Raw genomic sequence first — 24,963 nt, 5'->3', positions numbered from 1 at the left:
CATATTGCTCTGCTAGAATGGGTTCAAGCCGGACAAGGCAGAGAGAAAATACATGGATGGAGGGAATAATAATGAAGAAAAAAACATGGATATGGACAGCTGCTGGTGTCGTTGCCGCAGGAGCCATTGCAGCCTTTGTGCTTTTGAACAACAGCTTGGGCAATAACGTGGAGATCGAGTCGGTTATTCCTGCACAGGAACAGGCGGCAGCTAACTCGGGAACGGCAGCGGCGAATGCGGGAGAGACGGCAGGCGCAGCGGTTACCGCAGAACAATTGAACGGTGCATGGAGTGTAGCGGATACATCGAAGGTATACTGGTCAGTTACAACCTCCCAGGAGACAGTGAATTTCGTCAATCCGTCGGTTACAGGGACATGGAATGTTAATCTGGATGATGCAGCGGCAATGACCGGTGAAGGTGCAATTGAGATGAGTGCACTGGATTCCGGAAACGGACAACGGGACGAGCATGTAAAAGCTGCTGATTTCCTGGATGCAGCCCAATTCCCGCAATCAACCTTCGTTGTAAGCTCCTTCTCCGAGCTGCCGGCCGAATGGACGGAAGGTACAGCAGTGCCTGTTCAGATGCAGGGAACGTTGACCGTTAAGGGAATTGACAAGGACGTTGTTTTTGATTCGCAGGTGGTATACAGCGGGGGACAGCTTATGCTGTCAGGAACAACAACGGTTACCTTTGCCGACTTCGGCCTGACCAGTCCTCACAACATCGTAATGGAGACGGAGAATGACCTTGAGGTACGTCTGGAGCTTGTGCTGAACAAGTAACGTTTAATATAGATGGACACTATTTTTATAAAATAGCGCATGAAAAACCAGCCCGTTCCGCTTCCGGAACGGGCTGGTTTTTGTATGATGTGCCATGAATTAATAAATTGTAAGCGTGGAGTCCTTCCCCGAGAATCACGGCAAACTCTTGAGAATCTGCTGGATAACAGAACATAATACTAGCCAGCCCAGCTAATCTCCCTGCTCCTGATCCGTTCCGGCTCCATCTGCTGCTGTCCCGTCCGCCGTGCTCTCCGCCTGCGGAAGGCTCTTCTTGGGTATACCGTCCAGGCCGTATTCCCAGTCATAGGCATCAAAAATTTTGCGGGCTACCGGAGCAGCACTGTTGGAGCCGAAGCCGCCCTCTGGAATGACCACGGCGACCGCCAGCTTGGGCTTGTCGCGCGGGGCAAAGGCGATGAATACGCCGTTATCGGCCAGGTGGCTGCTTTTATTTTCAAAATATTGCTGCTGGGAAGTACCCGTTTTGCGTGCGAAATCATAGGGGAAATCGTTAAATGCAGTAACGCTCGTGTTCATGCCCTTGATGATTTCACGCCAATAGGCTTTGTCAAATTTCACTTCGTTCAGGACCTCCCTGCCGAAGGTTTTGACTGTATTGCCGGTCTGATCCGTTATTTTGCTGACCAGCTGCGGTTTAATCCGTACACCCTGGTTAGCGAGAGTGGAGGCATACTGGGCGAGCTGCAGCACCGTGTATTGGCCCTGCTGACCAAATGAAGCATAGACCAATGCCGACTGTGCACCGCCTCCGCCATTATCCGTGTCTGCCTCTTTAAAATAATTAATCAGCCCCTTATGCTCCCCTGGAAGTCCGCTGCCCGGCCGCTCCCCAAGCCCGAATTCCCTCATATATTTATCCCAAACCTTGACACCTTCGGAGCCGTATTTCGAGTAGAGCTTTTTGCCAACCTCATCAATCATAAAAACGTTGGAGGATTTCTCAATAGCCATTGCCGGGGTCTCAAAATAACCGTATGCATGGCCCCCTGCGTTGCGGACAGTGGTCTCGTAGCCGGCCCGGCCGAACGTTGTACTTCCTTTATCTGTGTAAGACGTGTGTGTGGTGATAAAGCCTTCATTTAATCCGATTAATACAGTCAGCGGCTTGATTACTGATCCCAGAAATACAGTCGAGCTGAAATTATGCCCGGATCGTCCGGAGTTATGTGGTGTAACAGCCCCGTTCTGATAATTCAGCATCAGCTCGTTCCACACATCAGCAGGCATCGTGCCTGTAGTCCACAGGTTGGTATCATAATCCTCCATACTCGCCATCGCTACAACGTTACCCGTATCGACCTCCATTGCCACCGCATAGCCGGTTTTGGCGTCAGGATGAACCTTCCCCTGAACCGGATTACTGTGGACCCATTCGATTTGATCCAAAATGGCCTGCTCGGTCTTCATCTGAATGGTTTTGTCAATTGTGGTCCACAGATTGTTGCCTTTGACAGGAGGTACCATCTCGACGATGCCTTCGGCCATATTCTTGGCATTAACAGCAACGCTCAAGTAGCCGTTACGTCCCCGCAGTTCGCGCTGGTACTGCAGCTCAAGCCCATCGAACCCTACAAACTCATCATCCCGGTAGGCCAGACCCGGATCAGCGTCATTCCTCATAGCGGCCTGAATGTTCAGATAGATATCCAAACTTTCCTTTGATTTCTTAAAGGGCTTGATGTATCCGACCGTTTGCACAGCTACCGTGTCCGGGTCATAATGGCGTTCATCCTCTTCGCTAACCGTCAGAGTGGGGTATTTGTCCTTGTTTTCCATGAAGTAAGCAATTTCCTCATTGCTCAGCCCCCGTTTGACCGGACGAGGCATAAAGCCGGAATATACCTTGGAATCAAGGTCCATCGCTTTGAGGATAGCCGCTTTGGTGAGCACCTGATCCTCAGGCACCTTAGCGCCGTATTTGGTAAAATCAGCAGCCAGCCTGGCGGCCAGCGAATCCGCTTTGGCAACGGCCTCAGGAGTACGGGCGGTAATGCCGGTGGCTTTGTCAGTCGCGGTCTGGGCGTATTCGGCCGTCAGGGAAAAATAGAGCGTCTGCACCGGGGTCGAATAAGCGAGCTTCTCGCCGCCTTTTGCGAAAATGGTCCCGCGGATGGAGGCAAGCGGCACATTTTTGGTATCGCGGCTGGCCTCTGCCTCGGAAAGGGTGGGGCCTTCGACAAATTGAAGAATAGCCAGACGGACAATAATAATGCAGAATATAATAAACGTGCTGAAGAAGAAGATATTAATGCGCAGACTGAGTGACTGGTTCGGTTTGGGTTCATCCTTCATAACATTGGGCTTGAATATGTCTTTCACATTAGCCTCCCCGCAGAAGTATCTGCTCTATCAATCTATGAACCATCGAAACGGTATATAGATCATATTTTACCATAATAAACCACTAAATGGCATATTCCATCAATGCCGGGTAGCGGGATAAAAGGAGCGAAAAATGATGATTGAAGTGGCTGTGGCGATTATCCATAATGAAGAGGGAAAGCTGCTGATCGCCCGGCGGAAGCCGGGCAAAGCGCAGGCCGGACTATGGGAGTTTCCCGGCGGCAAGCTGGAGGAGGGCGAGGATGCCCGGCAGTGTCTGTGCAGGGAGCTGATGGAGGAGCTGAATATCAGCATCCGGCCTTATGAGGCTTTTGGCAGCCATGAGCATGATTACGGCAGCCTGAGAATCAGGCTGATTGCCTGGAAAGCGGAATATACCGGCGGTGAGCTCCGGATGAGCGACCATGATGCCTGCAGCTGGGTGGAGAGGCATGAGCTGGCAGAATATGATTTTGCCCCGGCGGATCTGCCCTTTGTGGAGCGGCTGATAAGGGACTAAATGAACAGCTGAAAGGCGGATGATCTATTGTGACTGAATACAACAAGCTAGTCAGGGACGGTATTCCGGCGCTGATTGCTTCGCAGGGAAAGACATGTGCTACCAGGATAATGGACACCGGAGAATACATACAGGCACTGAGGGCGAAGCTGCGCGAGGAAACGGAGGAATATTTCACGGCTGAGCAGGACAAGCATGCGCTGGAGGAGCTGTCTGATCTGCTGGAGGTGATCCGGGCGCTTGCTAAGGTGCATGGCGGAGACAGCAGGCTGCTGGAGCAAATACGTGCAGAGAAGGCGGCACAGCGGGGCGGGTTTAATAACCGTGTTTTTTTGCTGCATGCGGAGGATTAACCGGATGTTCAAGAACAGAATGACGTTTTCGCTTAGTGCGGTTGCCGCCACCATTCCAATATTGCTCTATCTGTATCTATACAAGCAGATGCCCGATTTTGTACCTGTGCATTACGACGGCGCTGTAGCAGACAGGTTCGTCTTGAAGGGAAGCTATGAGGTCATACTAATCAGTCTGCTCGGCTGGCTTGGCTTTGGGATTATCCGTCTGCTGCAGCTGCTGCTTCGCCGGGTGTTTCTGCGCAGCTATCTCGAGAATCTGGCGCTGATACACCGGTTGTGGAATGCAGCCATACTGCTGGTAACAGTCTTGTTCTCGGCACTGGGCGTATATGCGCTGCTGGCTATGGTCTGAGCCGGCGGCAATCTTTTACACATGAGGTGCAGTTTGATAGAATCATTAGGAATCACAAGAATCCGGCAGGAGGGGACAACAATGACTAACGATAACGCTTACAAGGTAAAATGGGGGATTCTCAGCACCGGCTGGATTGCCCATAAGTTTGCAACAGACCTGGCTCATGCCAGTAATGGTATCGCTTATGCCGTCGGATCACGCTCGCAGGAAAGTGCGGATGAATTCGCCCGGAACCATGGTATTCCGGTGGCTTATGCTACCTATGAGGAGCTTGTCAGCGATCGGGAGGTGGATGCCATTTACATCGGGACTCCGCATCCGTTCCATAAAGAGAATGCGCTGCTGGCCCTGCGCGCCGGCAAGGCGGTACTCTGCGAGAAGCCGTTTACGGTGAACAGCGCAGAGCTTGAAGAGGTTGTAGCTTACGCCCGTGAACACAAGCTGTTCCTGATGGAAGCTATGTGGAGCCGCTATATTCCGGCCATCGTGAAGGTGCGGGAATGGATCGCGGCTGGCCGGATCGGGGATGTCCGTCTGGTCAAGGCTGACCTCGGCTTCCGCTCAGACTGGAATCCGCAGGGAAGACTGCTTAATCCTGAACTGGGCGGCGGCGCGCTGCTGGATGTTGGCATTTATCCGGTATCCTTCGCTTCCATGATCCTGGGGGCGCATCCGGAGTCAGTATCCAGTACTGTACATATCGGGGAGACCGGAGTGGATGAGCACTTCTCGCTGCTGCTGTCCTATGCGGATGGTAAAAGCGCTTCGCTGAACGGCGGTATCCGGCTCAAACTGACGGAGGAAGCGCATGTCTTCGGAACCGATGGCTATATTGTTGTCAAAGACACGCTGGTGAATCCGCGGGCAGCTGAGCTGTACATCGGCGGGGAGCTGGTTGAGTCCTTTGAGCAGGAGCGGGCTTCGGACGGCTATTGCTTTGAGGCCGAGGAGGTAGGCCGCTGCCTGCAGGCTGGCCTGACTGAAAGTCCGGTCATGACGCTGGACGAGTCAGTATCCATAATGAAGCTGCTGGATCAGGTCCGGGCCCAGTGGGGGCTTAAGTATCCTGGCGAAGAATAATTTCATGCTCTTATAATATCTGCTGCGGCTCTCAGAGAATGTGTTTAATAGCTCTGAGAGCCGCTTTATTACATCAACCATAAGGAGGATGAATTTATGGTATTAAGTAAAGACCGCTATCGCGGATGCCTGCACGGGCTGGCTGCCGGCGATGCGCTTGGAACGACTGTGGAGTTCAAAGCCCCGGGTACCTTTGCGCCCATGGACGATATAATCGGCGGCGGGGTCTTTGGACTGCAGCCAGGAGAGTGGACCGATGATACATCAATGGCACTTTGTCTGGCGGAAAGCCTGCTGGAACAGCAGGGCTTTGATCCCGCCGACCAGATGCAGAGGTACCTGAAATGGTTCCGCGAAGGATATCTGAGCAGCACCGGGGAATGCTTTGACATCGGCAATGCCACGCGGGCTGCGCTGCTTAAATATGAAGCCGGCGGCGGGGCCTACAGCGGCTCCGCTGATCCGCTGGCGGCAGGAAACGGCTCCATTATGCGGCTGGCTCCTGTTGTGCTGTATTATGCGGCCAATCCGGCTGAGGCTATCCGCTATGCCGCGCTCAGCTCCAGGACTACCCATGGTGCAGCGGAATGCCTCAGCGCCTCCCGCCTGATGGCCGCCTATATACTGGCCGGCCTGCACGGCTGGAGCAAGGAGGACATTCTGGCTCCGGAAACCTTCACAGGCTGGCTGAAAGACGATGAATTGACACCGCATATTCTGGATATCAGGCAAGGCTCTTATAAACATAAAGAGCCGCCGGAAATTCAAGGCAGCGGTTACGTGGTAGAATCCCTGGAAGCTGCTCTTTGGGCCTTTCACCGGTCTTCTACCTTTGCCGAGGGGGCGCTGCTCGCTGTCAATCTGGGCAATGATGCCGACACCACCGGAGCGGTATACGGCCAGATTGCCGGAGCTTATTACGGGCTGAGCGGCATCCCGGAAGGCTGGGTATCGAGGCTTGCCATGCGCAGTCTGATCGATGATTACTCGTTAAGATTGTTGAATACAAAGAAGAACCTTAGGGGAAATTAAAACGAATAACCCTAAGGGAGAGTGAAGCAGGATGGCAAGAAGAAACCGGAAATATGCAGTACCGGGGGCAGCGCAGGGCATGCAGAACTTCAAGGCTGATGTAATGAGGCGTGAAGGATACACGGTGGATCCGAACCACCCGGATGATGTGAAATATGAAGTGGCCAAGGAGCTTGGCATTCCGCTGCAGTCCGGCAATAACGGGAACCTGACAACCGAAGAGGCCGGACATATCGGCGGCAGAATCGGCGGCTCCATGGTCAGGGAAATGATCCGCCTGGCCCAGGAGCAGCTTGCAGAGAAAGGGCAGTCCTAAACAGCAGCATTCATATCATTAATCACTTGCAGCTGTACCGGTTCTGGCGGCCAGCGGCAGCTCCACCCGAATCTCGAGAAGCCCCTCTTGGATGGTTGCTAAGGCCGCGCCGCCCATTTGCTCCGCGAGGAGCCTGACAATCGACAAGCCCAGGCCGGAGCCGCCGCGTCTGGCTTGATCACCGGTATAAAAACGCTCGAACAGCCGTCCGGCATTCACGGAAGAAGCACTGCTGACCGGATTGCTGAACGACAGGACGCCACGGCTGCCGTCCTCAGATAATATAACTTTCACCGTAAGGATACCGTCTGCATGCTGAATTCCGTTACGGATCAGATTGTGTATGATTCTGGACAGGAGTTCTTTATCTGCACACACGAATACTGGTGCTGCTTCCACAAGCTCAACTCCAAGCCGGTGCTCCTCCAGTACAGCGACGGAGGCGGCAAGACATTCAGCTGTGTAATTGCTCAGGTTAATCTCCTCTACCTTCAGCTCAGGCTCAGTCTGCAGCAGATAGGAATACTCAAAAAAATGATCAATCAGCTGCCCCAGCGCCTGTGCATGCTTTTGCGCTGTCTGCAGCTTATTCTGCTGTCCGGGGGTCAGACCCTCGTCCATCACCAGCTGCTGATAACCCCTGATCGCTGTCAGCGGAGTACGCAGATCATGTGAGATGTTCGCGATCAGCTCCCGGAGCTCCCGCTCCTCCTGAATGCCTTGAAGGCGGAGTTTTTCCTCCGCCTTCAGGCATTTATTAATGTGACTCGCGAGCAGCGTCAGCTCCTTGTTCATCAGCTCAAGCCGGAGCGGCTGGCGGGTATTCTCCCTCAGGCGTTTGTCCAGCTGCCGGTTGATGCTCTGCAGCTGCCGCCGGATCAAGAGATTATGCCAGGCAAGCCCGGCTATTAAGATAACGGCAGTTATTCCGGCGGCAAGAAGCAAGTAACCCACAACCCTTCCTTTAATCCTATTTCAGCTCTGTTCTGCGGAATAGCAGATAGGATAGTCCAAGCATTACAGCAGCAAAGCCTGCACTAACCAGAATGGCTGTAAGCATATCACCCGCTGCCGTAGCCGGTGTGATGAAAATATAATTTTCCCCATACGGCGTTACAGCCAGCACATGCTTAAGCACTGGAAGACGTGCACTTAACTGCATTAATTGTCCCGTAAGCATCGAGAATCCGTAAGCAATAGCGACCACAATAACCGGCTTTTTAATCCAAAAAGCGACTGGCAGACAGATGCTCAGCTGTGCTGCATATACGATAAGCAGACTCAGTATAACAGCCAGCATCCTGGGAGCCCCTGCGGCGGTAACGCTGCTGCCGCTCGTCAGCACATTCAGGAACCCGAGAGCCGCCGAGCCCATACTGAACTCAGCGCCGGTGCCCAGCGCAATCCAGGTAATGACGGCATAAGGGAGGAGCAGCAATACAACCATTAGGCTGAAGACAGCCGCTTTTCCGGCAAGCAATGTAAACCGGCTGTACCCGTTCGCAACCGCATCATGGATTGTTTTGTTGTCCAGATCACCGCAAACCAGCAGGCCGGCAGCAACCCCGCCGAGAATGCTGATGACATTTACATCGGAGAACAGGAAGCCAAGGCCGGTGGCTCCGGCATCCAGACTGCCTTCGGGGATCAGGCGGGCAAAGACCGCCATCACCACTGCACACACCGTTGTTATGGCAAGGAGAAGCTTGAGTGCCGCAGATTTTCGCAGCTTGAACAGATCTGCCTGAATAAGGTTAAGCATGTGAATCACCGCCAATCAGGGACAAAAAGTAGTTCTCCAGCGTATCGCCCTGGACTGAAAATTCCGATACAAGCACACCGTTGTCGTGCAGCGCCCGGCTTACCTTTTCCTTATCCTGCACATAATCATACAGCTTGATGGAATGGTCCGGCATAACCGTATACCGGGTTGTATGGAGCTGCAGCTCCAGAATGCCTGCAACCTTGTCCGGCTGGTCACTGCCGATGCGGAGGTATTGCCTGCAGTTTTCATCCAGCTGCTCCAGGGTAAGACTCTCTCTGATCCGGCCCTGATGCAGAAAAATATAATCAGTCGCCGTCTGGTACAGCTCGGGCAGATTATGGCTGGAGATCAGGATAGTGAGCTGACGCTGCCCGCATAGCCGCTTCAGCAGTTCGCGGATTTCGACGACGCCCAGCGGGTCAAGCCCGTTGATCGGCTCATCCAGAATCAGCAGCTCCGGGCTGCCAAGCAGGGCAATGGCAATGCCCAGACGCTGCTTCATGCCGAGGGAAAAGTCCCTGGCTTTCTTTTTTCCGGTACTGCCCAGTCCGGTCAGCTCCAGCAGCTCATCCTCAATCTCATGGCCGGGAATCCCGCGCATCAGCCGGTAAAACCGCAAATTATCCCGTGCGCTCATATGGGGAACGTAACCGGGATGCTCGATCATACAGCCCAGTCTTTTCCGCTCTGTCTGAAGGGCGCGCTCCCCTGTATGCCCGAACAGCTCAAGCGTCCCCCCAGTCGGAAAAGACAGTCCGGCTACGAGACGCATCAAGGTCGTTTTCCCGGCGCCGTTCTGGCCGATCAGCCCGTAGATTTTACCGGATTCCAGTGAGATGGAGGCTTCCTGCAGCGCAGCGGGGGCGTTGCCGTATTGTTTGGTGAGCTTGTGTGTTCTAAGTACATAGGATTTCATCTGTTAATCTCTCCTTCCTGACAACAGAATAATTCCCGGTGGTTAAGAAAAGGTTAAGAATATTAATTAATCCGCCGGCCCGGTCCGCTATTCTTTATACAGCCGGTAGCCAAGCCCCCAGACTGTTTCTATGTACTCCTGAGTCTGGTTTGCTTTCTTCAGCTTACTGCGTAGGTTGCTCATATGCGTCTTTACCGCGTTGTCATCTCCAAGGTATTCATCCTCCCACAGTGACTCATACAGATTGGCTTTGGTAAAAACCTTGCCCTGGTTCGTCATCAGCAGCTCGAGAATGCTGTATTCCCTGGCCGTCAGCTCAAGTGCAGCTCCTGAGGCGCTTACCCGCTTACTGCCGCTGTCCAGCACCAGGTCCTTATAACGGCTTATCGTTGCAGCCGCAGACTGTTTACCTGAGCGGCGCAGACTGGATTCCACCCTGGCGGCAACCTCACCCAAATCAAACGGTTTAGTAATATAATCATCTGCTCCGAGCTTCAGCAGATCGATTTTGGTGTCCACCTGGTCCTTGGCAGAGATGATGATGACCGGGATGTCGGTGATGGTCCGGGCTTCCTGCAGAAGGGTATCCCCGTTCAGAAAAGGAAGCATAATGTCCAGCAGGATCAGATCATAAGGGTTACTGCGGATGGCCTTGAGCCCGTCCGGACCGTTGTATGCGGAAGTAACTGTATAACCGGCCCTTTGCAAAGCCTCGGCCAGCAGGAGGTTTAGGTCTTCCTGGTCTTCTATGATTAGAATGTTTGGCATTTGGGGGTTCTCCGATCTTAAATGATGCTTGCTTTGCTTTACGCGATAAGGGATGGCTTCGTACATATTTAATGTTACATTATAAGTTTGATTAATTGGTGTAAAAATTTTCTCTCAACAGGCCGAAACTCTGAATCTGGCATATTTGGCTGAACACGCGAAATGAGAGGCAAAAATGCCCTTGAATCTGGCACATTCGGCTGAACGCGCGAAATGAGAGGCAAAAATGCCTTTGAATCCGGCATATTTGGCTGAACACGCGAAATGAGAGGCAAAAATGCCTTTGATTTCGCCACACCCAGCCAGTCGAGTAAAACGGATTGTACCATTAGAGTCCTGGGCCCGCAGAAGTCCTGCACCGCAAAAGTTCTCCTCCCGTGATTTTCTTTATGTCCATTGAGCTGCCCGCACTAAATGTCCGGATTCCACCATTAACAGGTCCGGATACTGCGGCCAAAACCCTTTATTATAAAGCTGCTTCCACAATATGCTGCATCAGGTCTGATGCAGACAGGCAGCACAAGATAGTAACATACGGGAGGGAAAGTAATGTTGAGAAAATCAAGCACCAGCAGGCTTATGGTCTATCTTCTGGTTCTGGCTATGGCGGTTCTGCAGTTTCCCGGCGCTCCAAAAGCACTGGCGGTGGCGCTGACGTATGAAGCGGAGTCGGCTGTACTGTCCGGAGGGGCGGCACCCGCGTCTGACCATACCGGCTATACCGGAACCGGATTCGCGGGCGGGTTCACGGACAGCAACAAAGGAAATGCTTCTGCGAAGTTTAATGTAAGCGTTTCACCAGCAGGTAATTACACGGCTGCCCTGAGATATGCCAACGGTACGGGCTCCGCCAAAACTCTAAGCCTGTACGTGAACGGCACCAAGCTGAAGCAAATTTCACTTCCGGCAACAGCCGACTGGAACAGCTGGGAGGTTGCCTCAGAGACGGTTGCCCTGAGTGCAGGCAGCAGCACAATCACGTACAAATTTGATACAGCAGACAGCGGCAACGTTAATCTGGACAATCTGTCCCTGGATCTGTCACAGGGAGCCAATCTGGCCCTTAACAAAAGCATTACCGCAAACAACGCCTTCTCCGGTTTTCCCGCAGCCAATGCGGTGGACGGGAATGCATCCAGCTATTACGAGGGGGCAGCTAACAGCTATCCGAACACGCTGACTGTCGATCTCGGCAGCACACAGACGGTTCACACTGTAGTACTCAAGCTCCCGTCCGGCTGGGGCACAAGAACGCAGACCCTGTCTGTACAGGGCAGTACCAATAATACCTCATACAGCACGCTTGCCGCTTCCCAGACGTATACCTTTAACCCGGCTGCAAGCAATACGGTATCCATTACCTTTACAGCAGCTTCAGCCAGATACGTGAGAGTGAATTTTACAGCGAACAGCGGGGCAACCGGAGGCCAGGCCGCAGAGCTTGAGGTATACGGCTCCGGCACTGTCACTCCTACCCCGGCACCGACGGCGACAGCCACACCTGCCCCGACGGCCGCGCCGACAGCGACACCGACCGCAACACCAGTACCAACAGCCACGCCGGTTCCAACACCTACGCCATCGGCGGGAGCTTTTGGGGCAACGATGCCTTACGACACCTACGAAGCTGAGAATGCCGCCTACACCGGAGCGCTCATCGGTCCGTCCACCACAGCCGGGGAGCTCGCTTCCGAAGCCTCGGGCAGAAAAGCGGTCAAGCTGACCGCAGCAGGCCAGTACGTGCAGATAACGCTCGCCAAACCCGCGCAGGGTGTAACAATCCGCTATGCGATCCCGGATAATGCGTCGGGAACGGGCATAGAGTCGGCGGTCAGCATGTATGTGGGCGGAACGCTTTTTAAAGACATCAATCTGACCTCCAAATACAGCTGGAACTATGGGGAATGGGGGACAGAGGGCGGAGAGGTCCGCTGGTCCAACAATCCGAATGCGGCTTCGACCACACCTGCACATATGTACGATGAAGTGTCTGTCCTGCTCGATAAAGCCTATCCGGCCGAACGGTCATCAAGCTGCAGCGCAATGCGTCCAATCTGAATTTTGGCTCAACTGCATATGTCACAGTAGATTTGCTTGAAACAGAAGCCGTTCCTGCGGCGCTTACAATGCCGTCCAACTACGTAGCTGTTACCTCATATGGTGCTGTAGCAAACGACGGTGCAGATGATACGGCGGCTTTTAACAACGCAATTGCTGCTGTCAAAAACTCCGGCGGCTCCTACAAGGGCGTATGGATTCCCGCAGGAACCTTTCATCTGAACAACGGCAGCAAAGGCGCCGGCTATGACGGCAGTGGAACAAGACTGTACCTCGACAGCGGCGTGTCCGTAAAAGGGGCAGGCGTCTGGCACTCTACTCTGTCCGGCAATTATGCGGGCTTTTATCTGAGAGGCGGAAATGTAACCCTGTCCGATTTCAAAATCAGCGGCAGCGACATCATCCGCGACGATTACAACGGGCTTACCGCGGTCGAGGGCAATGGTACGAATTCGGTCATCAACAATCTGTGGATCGAGCATGTAAAAGTAGGCTTCTGGTTCACGAATCAGACGGATAACGTTACCGCATCCAACTCCAGAATCCGCAATGTCTGGGCGGACGGCGTCAACCTGCACCGGGGCACTTCAAACTCTACCGTTACGAACAACTCGGTGCGAAACAGCGGTGACGACGGCATGGCTATGTGGTCCGATGCTTTTTTGAATACTAATAATACGTTTAGCTACAATACCGTACAGATTCCAACCTTGGCCAACAACATCGCTATTTATGGCGGCAAGGACAACAAGGTGATCGGCAACCTGCTTACGGACACTGTGCGGACAGGCGGCGGGATCTCTTTTGGCACCAATTTTAATCCTCCGTCCATGACCGGCAACCTGACGATTCAGGGGAACAAGCTGCTGCGTACAGGCTCAGCCCACCGTGACTACGGCTATCAGATCGGCGCAATCTGGGCTTACTGGCTGAACAACAGCGGCAAGGCGCAGAACCTCACGGTTAACGTATCCGGCAATACGATCCAGGACAGCACGTACTCGGGGATTTTTGTGGAGGAACCGGCTCCGAATATTTCAGTGACGTATGCCAATAACACAATCCTGAATTCCGGAACCTACGGCGTATATATCAACGGCTCGGCAACCGGCAGCTCAGTGTTTAGCGGCAATACGGTTACAGGCGCGCCAGCGGGTAAATTCGTGAATGCTTCAGCCAGCTTCACCGCTACTGGTTCGGGGAACAACTGGTAAGAGAGGTTATTTAGAAAAGGCCATCCGGCTCCGGGTGGTCTTTTTGGCATTGCCGCGGGAATGGGCGGGTACGAGTATATGCTGAAATAGACGGATTTGCCTTGGCGGTGGTATGTTATTACATATTAGGAAAAAGCTTTGCCCTGCCCTTCTAATCAAACTCTAATCTGGCTGCAAAGCCTTTCTCATCCTTTGTGGTATACCATTAAGCCGAACAATCACAAGGGATGGGGGAGGAATAAGGTTTATGAAAAAATCCGTGAAAATTACAGCGGTGGTATTTACGGCAGCAGTGCTGCTGTATGCAGGCTCAGGGTCCGGAAGCGGGGTGCTTGCCCGGCAGCTGGATGAGGCTGTTTTTGAAACGAAGCCGGCCGGACAAGTGAAGACGCCGGTTACGGTTGAGGTGACAGAGTCGGGATATTCTTTTGACAAAGGGACAACCAGCATCAAATTAGACGCTGACACAGAGATAATCGCCATTACCGGCGTGAACGGGTCGATTGAACTGAAACAGGGCAGCGGCACACAGATAGAGGTACATACAAGGGTGGTAGTCGATCATGCATCCCGTACTGAAGCGGAGGATATAGCCGCCAAAAGCGGAATCAAAGTGCAGGATGGCGAGGAGCTCAGCATCAAGACTTACAGTGAAACGGCCAGAGCGGGTACCCGCTATAATACCAGCATTCATCTGACGGTTACGCTTCCCAAAGCTGTAAAGTCAGGAGTGAAGGCAGAGCTGAACAATGGAAATGTGCGTTTGTCTAAAGTGACAGCGGGCGGCACCATTACATTAGCTGCGGATAACGGCAATATTACGGCAAAAGAGAGCGGGAGCGAGCTCACCCTGCATACGGACAACGGGGTAGTTACGCTAGCGGGTGCCGGAAAAAGTGCAGCAGCCTCCGTGGTGAACGGAAACATTGATGCTACAAACGTTACAGGGCCGCTGGATATCCGGACTGTAAACGGCAATCTGACTGTTAAAAATGCTTACTCGTCCATTAAGGCAGAAAGCGTTGCAGGCAATATTCATATTGAAGCTTCAAAAGTTGGCGGCCACTGGGACGTGTCCAATACAGCAGGCAATGTCTATCTGGCCTGGCCGGAAAAAGCGGATGTGCAGGTAGAGGCCGGCACAACGTTCGGAAAGCCGGAAACGGATTTTCCGTTAACAGTAAAGGGCGGGAGGGTCAGCGGAACCATCGGAGCCGGAACGTACCGCATTGAGGCTTCTTCGCTGGCCGGTTTGTCTCTTCAGCATAGCAATTAATTAGATATTGTGAGAAGGTGGAGTACCGTTTGAGTATGAAGGAGCATGTCCTGATTATTGAGGATGAAGCGGCTATGGTCCGGCTGCTAGAGCTGGAGCTGGCTTATGAGGGCTATGACATTACCGTTGCCAGAGACGGTCTGGCTGGTGTAGAACAGGCAGTACAGGGGAGCTATGATCTTATTCTGCTTGATCTGAACCTGCCGGGCATTAACGGAATTGAAGTCTGTAAAAGAATCCGCGCCGTCAAGCAGACGCCGATCATTATGATTACCGCGCGCGATACCGTCAGCGAACGGGTGCGGGGGCTGGATACCGGCGCGGATGATTATGTGCCCAAGCCGTTCGCCATCGAGGAGCTGCTCGCCCGTATGCGTTCGCTGCAGCGGCGGCTGCAGCAGAGCCGGGAGCCGGTGGATCTGCTGGAAGCCAAAGACCTGACGCTCAGCGCAGCTGCACACCGGGTAACCCGCGCCGGTCAGGACATTGAGCTGTCACAGCGTGAATTTGAGCTGCTCCGCTGCCTGCTGCAGAACAAGAACCGGCTGATGAACCGGGAAGCGCTGCTGAATCTGGTCTGGGGCTATTCCTATGAGGGCGAAACCAATGTGGTGGATGTCTATATCCGGTATCTGCGCATGAAGGTGGATGAGGGCTACGCGGACAAGCTGATCCATACAGTCCGCGGCAGCGGCTATATTCTGAGGGGCTGACGGGGAGGGTGAACGGAAAATGAAGGCGTGGACATTCTCCCGTAAGGTCAGCGCATCCATTGCGCTGGCCTCTCTAATAGTAGCGGCTGTGCTTGGCGGCTTTGTCTATATTACCTTCAGCCAATGGACGCAGAAGCAGGAGAAAGAGCTGCTCACCGAAAAGCTGAAGCAGTTTGAGCTGCAGATTAAGGAGGTTACCTTCCTCCCTTCTCTGCTCAGGCCCGGCTTCGGAAGAGGGAGCGGGGCGGCAGCGGTACTGAAGCCGGACTTGTCTTCCTTTGCCGCTGATCTGGATGAAGGCCAGACGCTGCAGCTGCTGGATACCAAAGGGCGGGTGCTCGCAGAAGAGGGTGCGGCGTTGGAAGCCGGTGCAGAGACAGGGAAGGACACGGCAAGGCCGGATGATGAAGAGGCAGAGAATGGCGCTGCGGTATCTGGCGGTGCAGAGGCCGGGCAGTATGAGGCGGTAAGCAGCCTGACCCTGCCGGCATTTGGCACGGTGACGCTGCGGCTGGCTGACAGCGGGTATTCTGCAGCGGCGGCAGCCTCGCGCGAGGTAGGCCGGCTGCTGCTGCTCGGCCTGCTGCTGGCTGCCGGGGCAGCAGCGCTGGCCGGGTGGCTGGTCGCCCGCTCCGCCCTGAAGCCGATCCGCAGCATGATCGGCGAGGTGCAGAGCATCGGGGCGGACAATCTGTCGCACCGGCTGGCGCTGCCTACAGCACAGGATGAGCTGTATCAGCTGGGGGCGACCTTTAATGCGCTGCTGCAAAAGCTCAGTGTGTCCTTTGACCAGCAGCGGCGTTTTGTCGCGGATGCTTCCCATGAGCTGAAGACACCGCTGGCCATCATCGAGGGGCACACGCATATGATCCAGCGCTGGGGCAAGCAGTCGCCGGAGGTGCTGGAGGAGTCTCTGGGCTTCATGATGGATGAGGCAGGCCGGATGAGGGAGCTAATTGCCCAGCTGCTGCTGCTGGCTGAGACGGAGGAGCCGGTGCAGGAAGGGGCCGTGGAGGAATGCGATGTGCAGCAAGTCCTGCGCGAGCTCCTGCCCCAGACCGTACATGTAGGTCCCGGTGTCACTTTGAGCGCCGGTGAAGCAGGGGATACCGGTCCATTGCAAGTCCGGATGCCGGGCGGCGCCTGTTATCAGGTGCTGCGCAATATTGTAGAGAATGCGCTGAAGTATACACCGGAAGGCGGCAGTGTGCGTATTGCGCATAAGATAGACCTGGATCAGGTCATTGTATCTGTGACAGATACAGGAATCGGAATTTCTTCTGAGCAGCTCCCGCATATTTTTGACCGCTTTTACCGGGCGGAAGGGTCGCGGAACCGGGCAAAGGGCGGATCGGGACTCGGGCTGGCCATCGCCAAGGCGATCATGGAGCGCTACGGAGGCTCGATCGCCATCGAGAGTATAGAGGGAGCGGGCACCAAGGTGGAGCTGTCGTTTGTGCGGGGAGCGGGGGAGCGGGATTAGATCAGTAAGCTGCCCCCGGCGCCGGGACAGAAGTCAGGGCGAGAGTGCTGCGAGCTGTCTGAGATAACCAGCTCATCATCGCGGTTCTGAGATAATAACCATCTCCGATTTCTAACGGACCCAGGAGCCGTTATTGGTCCATTCTCCGGCGGTTCGGGCTTCTAACGGACTCAGCTGCCGTTATTGTAACGGAAAAGCTGTGATTTCTGCGAAATTGTGCCCAATAACGCCTGTGGTGTCCGTTAACTTACGCAAATGCCGGCACACTACAGAATAAGGTCATCTCGGTCCGTTAGACCTTTCCGGACTGATCATCCATAACAGAAGGGGCGTCATAACAGCCGGGATATGGCTGTTATGACGCCCCTTTTTTCAGCTGCCGCGTAGCTTAACGCGGATTCAGCTGCACCTTTGAGCCTTTGCCGCCGCTCTGGATGCCGGTGTCCTTGACTCCGGCTTCCTTCAGATCGGCGACGAGCCGCTCAATCACCGTTTTGGCTGCGGCCGCTTCCTTGGCACCGGAAGCCTGGACATTCAGCAGCACCGGCTTGCCGGAGCGCAGATGCTTGTCCGCCTGGCGCAGCTTCGTGTCATAATCGTGCTCCTCGATATGGGCGGTGAAGCGCAGCTCCTTCACCTTGACCTTGTCTTTCCCGCCGCTCCGCCCGGCGGCCTGGCTGGAACCGGCTTTGCGTGCAGACGCCGCTTCCTTCTGGGCGGCAGCCTTTGCTTTGCCCTTGGGCATCAGGGTGCAGGGCGGAGGGCTGCTCATCAGCGAGGTGCAGACCAGATCAGCCCCCTGGGACCGGGCCATCGCCAGCGCCTCCTCCCTGGAGACAATGCCGAGCTTCTCGCCCCGGAGTCCGGTTAGTACAACCTCGGACGCCCGTATTTGTTCGTTCATGAATACTGCCATTGATCGTTAGCCTCCTGCAAACATGGATACTGTTATCATAACGGGAAGTCGCCCGCCGTTCAATCAGCAGAGCGGAGCCGCGCCCAAAATCCCTGTTAAATCCGCTCCAACATCCTCCGGGGAACAAAAAGAACCCGGCAGTCTCTGCCGGGTCCACGTATATAAATCCATTGCATGATAAAATCCGTTGTGATATAGTAAAACAGCGTCACTATTTTCGATTAATTTAAGACATAAGTATTACATCTTATTTACACTTTAATCTTACCATAAGAATTGCAGCTTTGTCAAACCTGATTTTTGCAGAAGGCAGACCAGATTATTAAAGGAGTGTGTCAGCGGATGATTCACGCGGAGGATTGGCAGCGGGAGCAGGAACGGCTGGATTTGGTAACGGGGGAGCTGCAGACAGCCATTGCCGGAATTGAGCCGGAAGTATCCGGACTGCGGGAGCAGGTAACGGAGATCCGCAAGCGGTTCTGGGAGGAAGTTACCGTTAATACCAGCACGGACGAGGATTTTGAAGAGACCTTCTACAGCATCAAGCAGCAGGAGGCGCTGCTGTCCGAGCGGGAGCGCAGCCACCGGGTGCGGATGCAGCGTTACAAGAGTATGAAGCGGCTGCTGCCCTCGCCATATTTCGGACGCATTGATTTTCAGGAGGAGGGGCAGGGCGGCAATGAACAAATCTACATCGGCGTAGCCTCTTTTGCCACTGAGGATGGCCTGGACTTCCTGGTCTATGACTGGCGCACTCCCATTGCCAGCATGTATTATGACCATTCACCCGGCGCTGCAGCATATGAGACACCGGGCGGAGAAATTACAGGAACGATGACGCTGAAGCGGCAGTACCGGATTCGCGCTGCCAAGCTCCAGAATGTGTTCGATACAAGCCTGACCATCGGTGATGAGCTGCTGCAGCAGGTGCTCGGCAAGGGTGCCGATTCACAGATGAGAAGTATTGTAGCTACGATCCAGAAGGAGCAGAATGCGATTATCCGTGATGACAGAAGCCGTATGCTTATTGTCCAGGGCGCGGCCGGCAGCGGCAAAACCTCCGCAGCGCTGCAGAGGGTGGCCTATCTGCTGTATAAGCACCGTGAGCGAATTACGGCTGATCAGATCGTGCTTTTTTCGCCAAATCCGATGTTCAACAGCTATGTATCCACCGTCCTGCCTGAGCTCGGAGAGGAAAACATGCAGCAGACGACCTTTCAGGAATATCTGGAGCACTGGCTTGGGACAGAGTTCCGGCTAGAGGACCCGTTCGCGCAGATCGAATATGCGATGAGTCCTGAGACTGCTCCGGGTTATAAAGCGCGGATGAGCGGGATGACCTATAAGGCTTCCGGTGATTTTTTGCAGGCGCTCCGGAACTACGCGCTGTGGCTGGGCCAGGAGGGCATGTTGTTCCGCAGTATCCGCTTCCGGGAGCGTGAGCTGATTACGGCTGCACAGATGAAATCGCAGTTCTACAGTTACGCTCCTACTATACGTCTGGCTAACCGGATTATCCTGCTGCGGGATTGGCTGCTGCGGGAGCTGGCGGCGCTTGAGGTCAAGGAGCTGGAGGCGGACTGGGCCCGCGATGAGCTGGATTATCTCGATACCGAGCAATATGCCGAAGCCTACAGCACGTTGCTCAAAAAAGTGCAGCGGCAGTCGGCCGTCTTCGATTTCGCAGAGCAGTATGAGGAAATCTACGGGGAGCTGCGCGGACAAGAGCAGGGTGAAGAGAACGTATTCGACTACGCCGATCAGGAGGAGGAACTTCTGCTGCGGCTTATTGTGAAGGAGAGCTTCAAGCCGCTGCGACGGGAGGTCAGACGCCTGAAATTTATAGATGTACCCGGACTTTACAGCCAGCTGTTTGCTGAGGATGCGGAGGCTTACCGGCAGATGACGGGGACTGCAGCTGTGCCGGAGCTGTGGCCTGACATTTGCGGGCAGACGCGGCAGAAGCTGGACCGGCTTGAGCTTTTCTATGAGGATGCAACCCCCTTTCTCTACCTGAAGGAGCTCATTGAGGGTACGCGACGAATACCATCGTCAGACATCTCTTTATAGATGAAGGACAGGATTACTCGCCGTTTCAGTATGCTTTTCTGAAGCAGCTGTTTCCAAGGGCGCGGATGACTGTGCTTGGCGACTTCGGGCAGGCGATTTTTCCGCAGGCGACAAATCTGGCTGAGGCAGACTCATCTTTAACGGAGCTGTACGGTGAGGAAGTGACAGCTCTGATCACCCTTGTCCGGAGCTACCGTTCCACCCGCCAGATTGTGGAGTTTACCAAATCACTGCTGCCGGAGGCAGGGATCATCCCGTTTGAGCGGGACGGCAGGAAGCCGTGTCTCACCAAGCTGGGCAGTGCAGATGAACGTACGGTACGGATAATGCAGGATATTGCTGAGCTCAAGACGGAAGGCCTCGATTCCATTGCAGTCATTACCAAAACAGCTGACGAAAGCCGCGAAGCCTACGAAGCACTCTTTTCACATGGCATTGAGGGTCTGCGGCTGGTTACGAAGGATACGCTCACTTTTGAAAAAGGAATCCTGGTCCTCCCCGCCTACCTCGCCAAAGGTGTCGAATTCGACGCCGTGCTGATCTATGATGCTTCTGCGCAGACGTATCAGCGGGAGAGCGAGCGGAAGCTTTTTTATACAGCGTGTACGCGTGCGATGCATCAATTAATGCTCTATTCGTCCGGGGACTGGACACCTTTTATTCAGGGGACGGACGAATCCTTGTATGACACCATGACTGTTGATTAAGCAGGATATAAGGGCCATAAGCAGCGGGTAAACTCAGTTAAAAGCAAACTCTACATTGGCACCTGCCGGCGCTCCGGATTATGCTTAGCTCATATTGCCTGAAAAAAACAGGAGGAATTGCCAAGATAGAGGCTCTATCCGTGATGCGCCTGGAAACGGAGCGGCTGCGGCTATGGCGGAATATACTTTCGGGGGTGCTCAGATTGGAGGTGGCAAAAATGACAACGCCCAATAAGCGGTTGATTATCATCGACGGCATGCCGGGCTCCGGTAAAACGACCTGTGCCTCTTCGGTTGCAGAGCTGCTGACGTCCCGGGGAGTGGCCAGCAGGTGTATTTTGGAGCTGGAGGAGAATCATCCGCTGTTTATCCGGGGGTATGAATTCACCTCCCTGGCGGATGAGGATCAGGCGGAGCTGTTCACAACACAGCTTGAGGCTGTTTTTCGGAGATTTGTGGAGGAGCGGCTTGGAAGCGGCGATGAAGTAACGGTTATTGAGAGTGTGCTTTTTCAGGATGCCATCAGCTGTGCTCATCATATGGGGATGCCTTTAACTAAACTGGTTATGCTCACCACTTCGCTGCAGGAGATATTGGCCGCGCTGAACCCGGTGCTGATCTATTTTTACCAGCTGGATGTGGAGGCCCAGTGGCGGTTTATCTGCAGTGTGCGCGGCAATGAATGGGGGCCCGTCTCGCTGCATACCGATGAGGATTTCCGGGAGGCTGCGGCTTTATGGGGCGGCAGTCAGGCGTTCGTCCGGTCGGTAGTGGACGCATGGGACATTCCGAAGCTGGTTATTGTAAATAAGGATCACCGGTGGGCTGAATACACGGAGCGTGTTGGCAGGTTTGTTGAAGAGCAGGCTGTTAAAGTTTACTGAGTAGAAACTATATGTAATGAAGCAACACCCCTGCAGTCTTGATGCAGGGGTGTTGCTGTATGTGCCGGCTTACAGGATTTCCGTACGCGCTGAGGACAACTATCATTCAGCGTGACAGCAACTCGTCCACAGTAACCGGGAATAACGTTTTTACCATGCTGAGGATGGCTTTGGCATAATCCTGAATTTCCTTCTGGGCATCATGCTCCAGCCGCTGCTGCAGGAAGTGGGCGGCCGATTGCAGGGATGCCGTCCAGTACCAGCGGACATACAGGCCGTAGGCAGGGAGGAACAGGCGTGCCTGCTCTGCACAGATGCCGTCCGCGAGGGCGGCTTCATATTTTTGCATACCCAGTTCAGTGTAATCCATCAGCTCTTTCGTATATTTCTCCCCAAGCTCCCAGGCAATCAGACTGCCGCTGCCCTGCTTGGAATTCTCAGGTGCACTCCGCCACTCTCCGCCTGAAGGCAGGTAAAAGGCCGGCTCCTCCGTAATATACCTGCGGCTGGACTCATTCCAGGCCTCCAGGCTGTCACCGGTGCCCTCGTAATGGGCCGAACCGACCACATACTTCCACCACTGTCTGGCGACCATCAGCGGCGCATAGATTTCGAACTGGATGACAGCATGCCTGAACGGCGAAGTATGGCCTTCCCGGGCCAGAAAACGGATCAGCCGGATATCCTTTTCACTAAGCTCCTCTGACTGTTTGGCATAAGAGACCCGTGCTGCATTTACAACGGTCAGATCACTGCCCATATGATTTACCAGCCGGACATATCCCTTATCAAGCACATTAATCAACATTTCATCAGCCTCCAATAGATTAAGCTTTTACTCTTATTCACCTGCCAGGAATACTTTTCCTGCATGTGGCTTTTTTGGCTGATCGGCAGGTTCCTACTGTGGTATAATTTTCCTGCTTGTTCGTATCCGGGGAGTGGAGTGATTTCGTATGCGGCTAAGGCAGATGGCAGTTGCCTTTTTGTTTAATGAAGCCGGGGAAATGCTGTTTCTGCAAAAAAAGAGCGGCAGCCGTTTTCTGGGTGGACATCTGGTTCCTATTGGAGGCCATATAGAGGAAGGGGAGTTCGGCGATCCGCAGCAGGCGTGTGTGCGGGAAATTGCAGAAGAAACAGGGCTTGCGGGGCCGGATGTCGGGGGCTTGAAGCTCCGCTACATCATTAACCGGCTCAAGGCCGGACAGGAAATCCGCATACAGTACATATTCATGGGCATTGTTGCATCCGGAAGCCGGCTGGTTTCCGGTGAAGAAGGAGAGCTGCAATGGCTCGAAGCCGGCAAACTTGGCGGCATGCATGTCACGGCATCAACACGCGCTGTGCTGCAGCATTATTTTGCAAAAGGGATACGTAACGAATCTATTTTTACGGGCACTATGCATTCGCTGCAGGGAGAGCCTGCCATGGCCTGGAGTGTATTGGAAGATTGGGAGGATTAATGTAAATGATCCGGAACGCGAACTAAAGAGCCTGCAGGAATTCACTTTAATGAGTAAGGAAGAGTGCCCATGCAATTGACCGACAGCAGCAAAAGGATCGGCCTGATCAAGGATACAGTCTATTGCTTTATCTCGTCCGAAGCTGAAGTGCTGGAAATCGAGAGCACCCCGATGAATCTGGGGTCGAAGGCTGTAGAGCTAATGCGCAATAAAGTGTGGCTGCAGTCCAGATCAGGAATGACAGGCGGAGCTGTTCACAGAGACGAGGTTTCGCTAATCACGAAGCAGGCTACTTTTGTGGAGCGTTCGGCACTCTCCAGGCTCTATTCGCAGGGGGCGAAGGTTCCATTCAGCCTGTCGGGCCAGCCGCTGCATGAAGGACGAAGCCTTCTGTGCATTGAAGATGCAGACTGCCGGACCGATTACGGCAGGCTGAATGTGCCTTCACTACAGCATAAGGAGATGGAGGCGCTGGCGTATATCCATTATGTGAATCTCGGCTGCAGATGCGATCTGCCGTGGCTTCCGCAGGTTAACGAAGCCTATCTGTCGGAGGTCATTCATGCAAACTGGAGAGTTTCCTGGGAATACGCCAGGCAGAAGCCGGCTTTTGCCGAAGCATTCGGGCTAGAAACCCTTTCGGCAATTGAGGAGATAGCCGGGCGGGTTGTAAAGGACATGATACCGGTAATCCATGATACTGACACTTATACAATGATCCATAATGATCTGAACCCGGGCAATGTTCTTGTAAAGGACAATGTGGAGGTTTGTTACATCGACTGGGAAGAGGCCCGCTACGGCTCACTGTTCATGGATATCCCCATGCGCTGCGGGACGCTGCAGCAGGCAGAGGATTACCGGAGACATCTTGGCCGCTTGGGCTGCGAAATCCCGCAGCAGCATTATGCCATGCTGTTCCGGGCGGCATCCCGTTTCCTTGGCCTCCGGTTTATGTGCTGGAATCTGGGAGTATGGCGGCAGAACGGACAAGCCAGAGCGGATCTGGTCAAATATATGAAGATGGTGACAGACCCGCTGTATGGGTGACGGGAATAACGGAGTTTACTGAGGTTGACCGGGTGACAGTACTGCTGCAGCAAGCAGGCCTGCCTACAGAGGTTCCGGCCTCTATTACGAACCGGATGCTGGTGGACAAGATGTACACGGATAAAAAAGTGCGCAGCGGACAAGTCCGCTTTGTTGTTCAGGATGGGATCGGGGCGATGAAGACCTTTGCGGATGGCTCTTATTCTGTTCCGGTAGAAGAAGAGATAATTATGGCGCTGCTGGAAGAGATTCGCGGCTAGAAGCTTCCGGTTTCGTTGTATAAAGTTATGGAATGTTTGAGTTATTGTATTTAACATCTGAATGCATTAATTAAATAAATGTTAAAATATATGACTCATTTTTGTTGACAACTCTATCTTTTTATCTATAATGATGTATAAGTGATAGGTGATAACACAATTTTCAGTTCTCGTGTAGTATTTTGTAACATGAATATGAGCTATAAAGGTGTGATCGCCATGATCGCTTCCGCTGGACAATGGAAACAGGATATTCTAAGGGTGTACAACGAGATCAACAAGAAGCTGTTCAACGCTGGCGTTAAGCAGCAGAAGGTCGATTTTGTAGGAAACAAGATTATTATCTTATCCGTTAACAGCCGGGTTCCCGTACTCAAAGTGCTTGATACCCATCATGCTTCGGCCGGACGCGAAATTAATCTGGTGCTGCATGAAGTGTTCAAGAAAGAGATTAAGCAGGCATTTTTGGATGAATTTCAATTGAATATCAAGGCCGTTCTTAAAGATTATGATGTGGAGACCGAGTATTCCGGTACGATCATAATTTTGGAGAAGGACTTGGAGCAGTACCTGAACGTTACGTTGGAACTCTGATCTGTAAAGAGAGCCGGCCTGCCGTCAGTTTTC

26 protein-coding genes and 1 pseudogene are annotated in these 24,963 nt (G+C 53.6%); 20 read left to right on the top strand and 7 right to left on the bottom strand.

Features of this window, described 5'->3' with window-relative positions; all coding sequences use genetic code 11:
- The first annotated feature begins 71 nt into the window (after positions 1–71).
- Positions 72–788 carry a YceI family protein gene (locus AWJ19_RS04225; protein ID WP_068721834.1) on the top strand — a complete coding sequence of 239 codons (717 nt, stop codon included), beginning with the start codon at positions 72–74 and terminating at the stop codon, positions 786–788.
- 192 nt (positions 789–980) lie between these two features.
- Here the strand turns inward: AWJ19_RS04225 and AWJ19_RS04220 are convergent, their stop codons facing one another.
- Positions 981–3,104: a penicillin-binding transpeptidase domain-containing protein gene (locus AWJ19_RS04220; RefSeq protein WP_068721906.1), complete on the bottom strand. Its 2,124-nt coding sequence runs from the start codon at positions 3,102–3,104 to the stop codon at positions 981–983.
- A 163-nt stretch (positions 3,105–3,267) separates the two neighbouring features.
- Here AWJ19_RS04220 and mutT point away from each other — a divergent pair, with 163 nt between their 5' ends.
- The 6 genes from mutT (at position 3,268) to AWJ19_RS04190 (ending at position 6,793) form a co-directional block, all read left to right on the top strand.
- Entirely contained in the window at positions 3,268–3,654 is a 387-nt protein-coding gene (mutT, locus tag AWJ19_RS04215) for an 8-oxo-dGTP diphosphatase MutT (protein ID WP_347231085.1), read from the top strand.
- A 29-nt stretch (positions 3,655–3,683) separates the two neighbouring features.
- Entirely contained in the window at positions 3,684–4,007 is a 324-nt protein-coding gene (locus AWJ19_RS04210; RefSeq protein WP_068721832.1) for a nucleoside triphosphate pyrophosphohydrolase, read from the top strand.
- 4 nt (positions 4,008–4,011) lie between these two features.
- Positions 4,012–4,362 carry a DUF1648 domain-containing protein gene (locus AWJ19_RS04205; RefSeq protein ID WP_068721831.1) on the top strand — a complete coding sequence of 117 codons (351 nt, stop codon included), beginning with the start codon at positions 4,012–4,014 and terminating at the stop codon, positions 4,360–4,362.
- Between the two features lie 81 nt (positions 4,363–4,443).
- The gene (locus AWJ19_RS04200; RefSeq protein ID WP_068721830.1) at positions 4,444–5,445 is read left to right on the top strand and encodes a Gfo/Idh/MocA family oxidoreductase; all 1,002 of its coding nucleotides are present in this window, start codon (positions 4,444–4,446) and stop codon (positions 5,443–5,445) included.
- Between the two features lie 96 nt (positions 5,446–5,541).
- Positions 5,542–6,477 carry an ADP-ribosylglycohydrolase family protein gene (locus AWJ19_RS04195; RefSeq protein WP_068721829.1) on the top strand — a complete coding sequence of 312 codons (936 nt, stop codon included), beginning with the start codon at positions 5,542–5,544 and terminating at the stop codon, positions 6,475–6,477.
- Between the two features lie 31 nt (positions 6,478–6,508).
- The gene (locus tag AWJ19_RS04190; RefSeq protein ID WP_068721828.1) at positions 6,509–6,793 is read left to right on the top strand and encodes an alpha/beta-type small acid-soluble spore protein; all 285 of its coding nucleotides are present in this window, start codon (positions 6,509–6,511) and stop codon (positions 6,791–6,793) included.
- An 18-nt stretch (positions 6,794–6,811) separates the two neighbouring features.
- Here AWJ19_RS04190 and AWJ19_RS04185 read toward each other — a convergent pair whose 3' ends face one another.
- The 4 genes from AWJ19_RS04185 to AWJ19_RS04170 form a co-directional block, all read right to left on the bottom strand.
- Positions 6,812–7,747 carry a HAMP domain-containing sensor histidine kinase gene (locus tag AWJ19_RS04185; protein WP_241781595.1) on the bottom strand — a complete coding sequence of 312 codons (936 nt, stop codon included), beginning with the start codon at positions 7,745–7,747 and terminating at the stop codon, positions 6,812–6,814.
- Between the two features lie 16 nt (positions 7,748–7,763).
- Positions 7,764–8,555: an ABC transporter permease subunit gene (locus tag AWJ19_RS04180; protein ID WP_068721825.1), complete on the bottom strand. Its 792-nt coding sequence runs from the start codon at positions 8,553–8,555 to the stop codon at positions 7,764–7,766.
- The gene (locus AWJ19_RS04175) at positions 8,548–9,474 is read right to left on the bottom strand and encodes an ABC transporter ATP-binding protein (protein ID WP_068721823.1); all 927 of its coding nucleotides are present in this window, start codon (positions 9,472–9,474) and stop codon (positions 8,548–8,550) included. The genes AWJ19_RS04180 and AWJ19_RS04175 overlap by 8 nt, the downstream gene beginning before the upstream one ends.
- A gap of 87 nt (positions 9,475–9,561) precedes the next feature.
- Complete coding sequence (locus AWJ19_RS04170) at positions 9,562–10,242, bottom strand: response regulator transcription factor (RefSeq protein WP_068721821.1); 681 nt, start codon at positions 10,240–10,242, stop codon at positions 9,562–9,564.
- Positions 10,243–10,791: 549 nt separating this feature from the next.
- On the opposite strand from AWJ19_RS04170, the gene AWJ19_RS36235 reads away from it, so the two are divergent.
- The 5 genes from AWJ19_RS36235 to AWJ19_RS04145 all read left to right on the top strand — a co-directional run bounded on the left by AWJ19_RS36235 (position 10,792) and on the right by AWJ19_RS04145 (position 16,986).
- Positions 10,792–12,300 carry a discoidin domain-containing protein gene (locus AWJ19_RS36235; protein WP_157889938.1) on the top strand — a complete coding sequence of 503 codons (1,509 nt, stop codon included), beginning with the start codon at positions 10,792–10,794 and terminating at the stop codon, positions 12,298–12,300.
- A gap of 68 nt (positions 12,301–12,368) precedes the next feature.
- Positions 12,369–13,514 carry a right-handed parallel beta-helix repeat-containing protein gene (locus AWJ19_RS36230; RefSeq protein WP_241781594.1) on the top strand — a complete coding sequence of 382 codons (1,146 nt, stop codon included), beginning with the start codon at positions 12,369–12,371 and terminating at the stop codon, positions 13,512–13,514.
- Positions 13,515–13,761: 247 nt separating this feature from the next.
- The gene (locus tag AWJ19_RS04155; RefSeq protein WP_068721817.1) at positions 13,762–14,790 is read left to right on the top strand and encodes a DUF4097 family beta strand repeat-containing protein; all 1,029 of its coding nucleotides are present in this window, start codon (positions 13,762–13,764) and stop codon (positions 14,788–14,790) included.
- Positions 14,791–14,825: 35 nt separating this feature from the next.
- On the top strand, positions 14,826–15,503 hold the full coding sequence (locus AWJ19_RS04150; protein WP_068721815.1) for a response regulator transcription factor: 678 nt from the start codon (positions 14,826–14,828) through the stop codon (positions 15,501–15,503).
- 19 nt (positions 15,504–15,522) lie between these two features.
- Positions 15,523–16,986: a HAMP domain-containing sensor histidine kinase gene (locus tag AWJ19_RS04145; protein WP_068721813.1), complete on the top strand. Its 1,464-nt coding sequence runs from the start codon at positions 15,523–15,525 to the stop codon at positions 16,984–16,986.
- Between the two features lie 388 nt (positions 16,987–17,374).
- On the opposite strand, the gene infC is transcribed toward AWJ19_RS04145, so the two are convergent.
- Positions 17,375–17,902, bottom strand: coding sequence for a translation initiation factor IF-3 (infC, locus tag AWJ19_RS04140; protein WP_068721811.1), 528 nt, complete (start codon positions 17,900–17,902; stop codon positions 17,375–17,377).
- A gap of 342 nt (positions 17,903–18,244) precedes the next feature.
- Here infC and helD point away from each other — a divergent pair, with 342 nt between their 5' ends.
- The 4 genes and pseudogenes from helD to AWJ19_RS04130 all read left to right on the top strand — a co-directional run bounded on the left by helD (position 18,245) and on the right by AWJ19_RS04130 (position 21,563).
- Complete coding sequence (gene helD, locus AWJ19_RS04135; protein ID WP_347231084.1) at positions 18,245–19,972, top strand: RNA polymerase recycling motor HelD; 1,728 nt, start codon at positions 18,245–18,247, stop codon at positions 19,970–19,972.
- Positions 19,951–20,016: pseudogene (locus AWJ19_RS37510) on the top strand (hypothetical protein); the annotation flags it as partial. The gene helD and the pseudogene AWJ19_RS37510, both read left to right, overlap by 22 nt.
- A gap of 21 nt (positions 20,017–20,037) precedes the next feature.
- Positions 20,038–20,679 (top strand): ATP-binding domain-containing protein, encoded by a 642-nt coding sequence (locus AWJ19_RS37505; RefSeq protein ID WP_347231083.1) that lies wholly within the window; start codon positions 20,038–20,040, stop codon positions 20,677–20,679.
- A gap of 218 nt (positions 20,680–20,897) precedes the next feature.
- The gene (locus AWJ19_RS04130; RefSeq protein WP_128083492.1) at positions 20,898–21,563 is read left to right on the top strand and encodes a hypothetical protein; all 666 of its coding nucleotides are present in this window, start codon (positions 20,898–20,900) and stop codon (positions 21,561–21,563) included.
- Between the two features lie 106 nt (positions 21,564–21,669).
- On the opposite strand, the gene thyX is transcribed toward AWJ19_RS04130, so the two are convergent.
- The gene (gene thyX / locus AWJ19_RS04125) at positions 21,670–22,371 is read right to left on the bottom strand and encodes an FAD-dependent thymidylate synthase (protein WP_039870027.1); all 702 of its coding nucleotides are present in this window, start codon (positions 22,369–22,371) and stop codon (positions 21,670–21,672) included.
- A gap of 148 nt (positions 22,372–22,519) precedes the next feature.
- On the opposite strand from thyX, the gene AWJ19_RS04120 reads away from it, so the two are divergent.
- The 4 genes from AWJ19_RS04120 to AWJ19_RS04105 all read left to right on the top strand — a co-directional run bounded on the left by AWJ19_RS04120 (position 22,520) and on the right by AWJ19_RS04105 (position 24,930).
- A complete protein-coding gene (locus AWJ19_RS04120; RefSeq protein ID WP_068721807.1) occupies positions 22,520–23,026 on the top strand; it encodes an NUDIX hydrolase in 507 nt (168 codons plus the stop codon).
- Positions 23,027–23,095: 69 nt separating this feature from the next.
- On the top strand, positions 23,096–24,076 hold the full coding sequence (locus tag AWJ19_RS04115; protein WP_068721805.1) for a phosphotransferase: 981 nt from the start codon (positions 23,096–23,098) through the stop codon (positions 24,074–24,076).
- Between the two features lie 32 nt (positions 24,077–24,108).
- Positions 24,109–24,336: a hypothetical protein gene (locus AWJ19_RS04110; protein WP_128083491.1), complete on the top strand. Its 228-nt coding sequence runs from the start codon at positions 24,109–24,111 to the stop codon at positions 24,334–24,336.
- 219 nt (positions 24,337–24,555) lie between these two features.
- On the top strand, positions 24,556–24,930 hold the full coding sequence (locus tag AWJ19_RS04105; RefSeq protein WP_198536465.1) for a Na-translocating system protein MpsC family protein: 375 nt from the start codon (positions 24,556–24,558) through the stop codon (positions 24,928–24,930).
- The last annotated feature ends 33 nt before the right edge of the window (positions 24,931–24,963 follow it).

This window comes from Paenibacillus sp. DMB5 (genome assembly GCF_001517085.1).
Lineage (GTDB): Bacteria > Bacillota > Bacilli > Paenibacillales > Paenibacillaceae > Paenibacillus_AQ.
The sequence above is the reverse complement of the archived record's forward strand: the minus strand, read 5'-3'. Positions and strand labels throughout refer to the sequence as shown.

Bases quoted from the DNA above. Each gene is read 5' to 3' on its own strand.
- AWJ19_RS04225 (WP_068721834.1), top strand. From the start codon at position 72: ATGAAGAAAAAAACATGGATATGGACAGCTGCTGGTGTCGTTGCCGCA.
- AWJ19_RS04220 (WP_068721906.1), bottom strand. From the start codon at position 3,104: ATGAAGGATGAACCCAAACCGAACCAGTCACTCAGTCTGCGCATTAAT.
- mutT (WP_347231085.1), top strand. From the start codon at position 3,268: ATGATGATTGAAGTGGCTGTGGCGATTATCCATAATGAAGAGGGAAAG.
- AWJ19_RS04205 (WP_068721831.1), top strand. From the start codon at position 4,012: ATGTTCAAGAACAGAATGACGTTTTCGCTTAGTGCGGTTGCCGCCACC.
- AWJ19_RS04200 (WP_068721830.1), top strand. From the start codon at position 4,444: ATGACTAACGATAACGCTTACAAGGTAAAATGGGGGATTCTCAGCACC.
- AWJ19_RS04195 (WP_068721829.1), top strand. From the start codon at position 5,542: ATGGTATTAAGTAAAGACCGCTATCGCGGATGCCTGCACGGGCTGGCT.
- AWJ19_RS04190 (WP_068721828.1), top strand. From the start codon at position 6,509: ATGGCAAGAAGAAACCGGAAATATGCAGTACCGGGGGCAGCGCAGGGC.
- AWJ19_RS04180 (WP_068721825.1), bottom strand. From the start codon at position 8,555: ATGCTTAACCTTATTCAGGCAGATCTGTTCAAGCTGCGAAAATCTGCG.
- AWJ19_RS04175 (WP_068721823.1), bottom strand. From the start codon at position 9,474: ATGAAATCCTATGTACTTAGAACACACAAGCTCACCAAACAATACGGC.
- AWJ19_RS04170 (WP_068721821.1), bottom strand. From the start codon at position 10,242: ATGCCAAACATTCTAATCATAGAAGACCAGGAAGACCTAAACCTCCTG.
- AWJ19_RS36235 (WP_157889938.1), top strand. From the start codon at position 10,792: ATGTTGAGAAAATCAAGCACCAGCAGGCTTATGGTCTATCTTCTGGTT.
- AWJ19_RS36230 (WP_241781594.1), top strand. From the start codon at position 12,369: ATGCCGTCCAACTACGTAGCTGTTACCTCATATGGTGCTGTAGCAAAC.
- AWJ19_RS04155 (WP_068721817.1), top strand. From the start codon at position 13,762: ATGAAAAAATCCGTGAAAATTACAGCGGTGGTATTTACGGCAGCAGTG.
- AWJ19_RS04150 (WP_068721815.1), top strand. From the start codon at position 14,826: ATGAAGGAGCATGTCCTGATTATTGAGGATGAAGCGGCTATGGTCCGG.
- AWJ19_RS04145 (WP_068721813.1), top strand. From the start codon at position 15,523: ATGAAGGCGTGGACATTCTCCCGTAAGGTCAGCGCATCCATTGCGCTG.
- infC (WP_068721811.1), bottom strand. From the start codon at position 17,902: ATGGCAGTATTCATGAACGAACAAATACGGGCGTCCGAGGTTGTACTA.
- helD (WP_347231084.1), top strand. From the start codon at position 18,245: ATGATTCACGCGGAGGATTGGCAGCGGGAGCAGGAACGGCTGGATTTG.
- AWJ19_RS37505 (WP_347231083.1), top strand. From the start codon at position 20,038: ATGACTGTGCTTGGCGACTTCGGGCAGGCGATTTTTCCGCAGGCGACA.
- AWJ19_RS04130 (WP_128083492.1), top strand. From the start codon at position 20,898: ATGACAACGCCCAATAAGCGGTTGATTATCATCGACGGCATGCCGGGC.
- thyX (WP_039870027.1), bottom strand. From the start codon at position 22,371: ATGTTGATTAATGTGCTTGATAAGGGATATGTCCGGCTGGTAAATCAT.
- AWJ19_RS04120 (WP_068721807.1), top strand. From the start codon at position 22,520: ATGCGGCTAAGGCAGATGGCAGTTGCCTTTTTGTTTAATGAAGCCGGG.
- AWJ19_RS04115 (WP_068721805.1), top strand. From the start codon at position 23,096: ATGCAATTGACCGACAGCAGCAAAAGGATCGGCCTGATCAAGGATACA.
- AWJ19_RS04105 (WP_198536465.1), top strand. From the start codon at position 24,556: ATGATCGCTTCCGCTGGACAATGGAAACAGGATATTCTAAGGGTGTAC.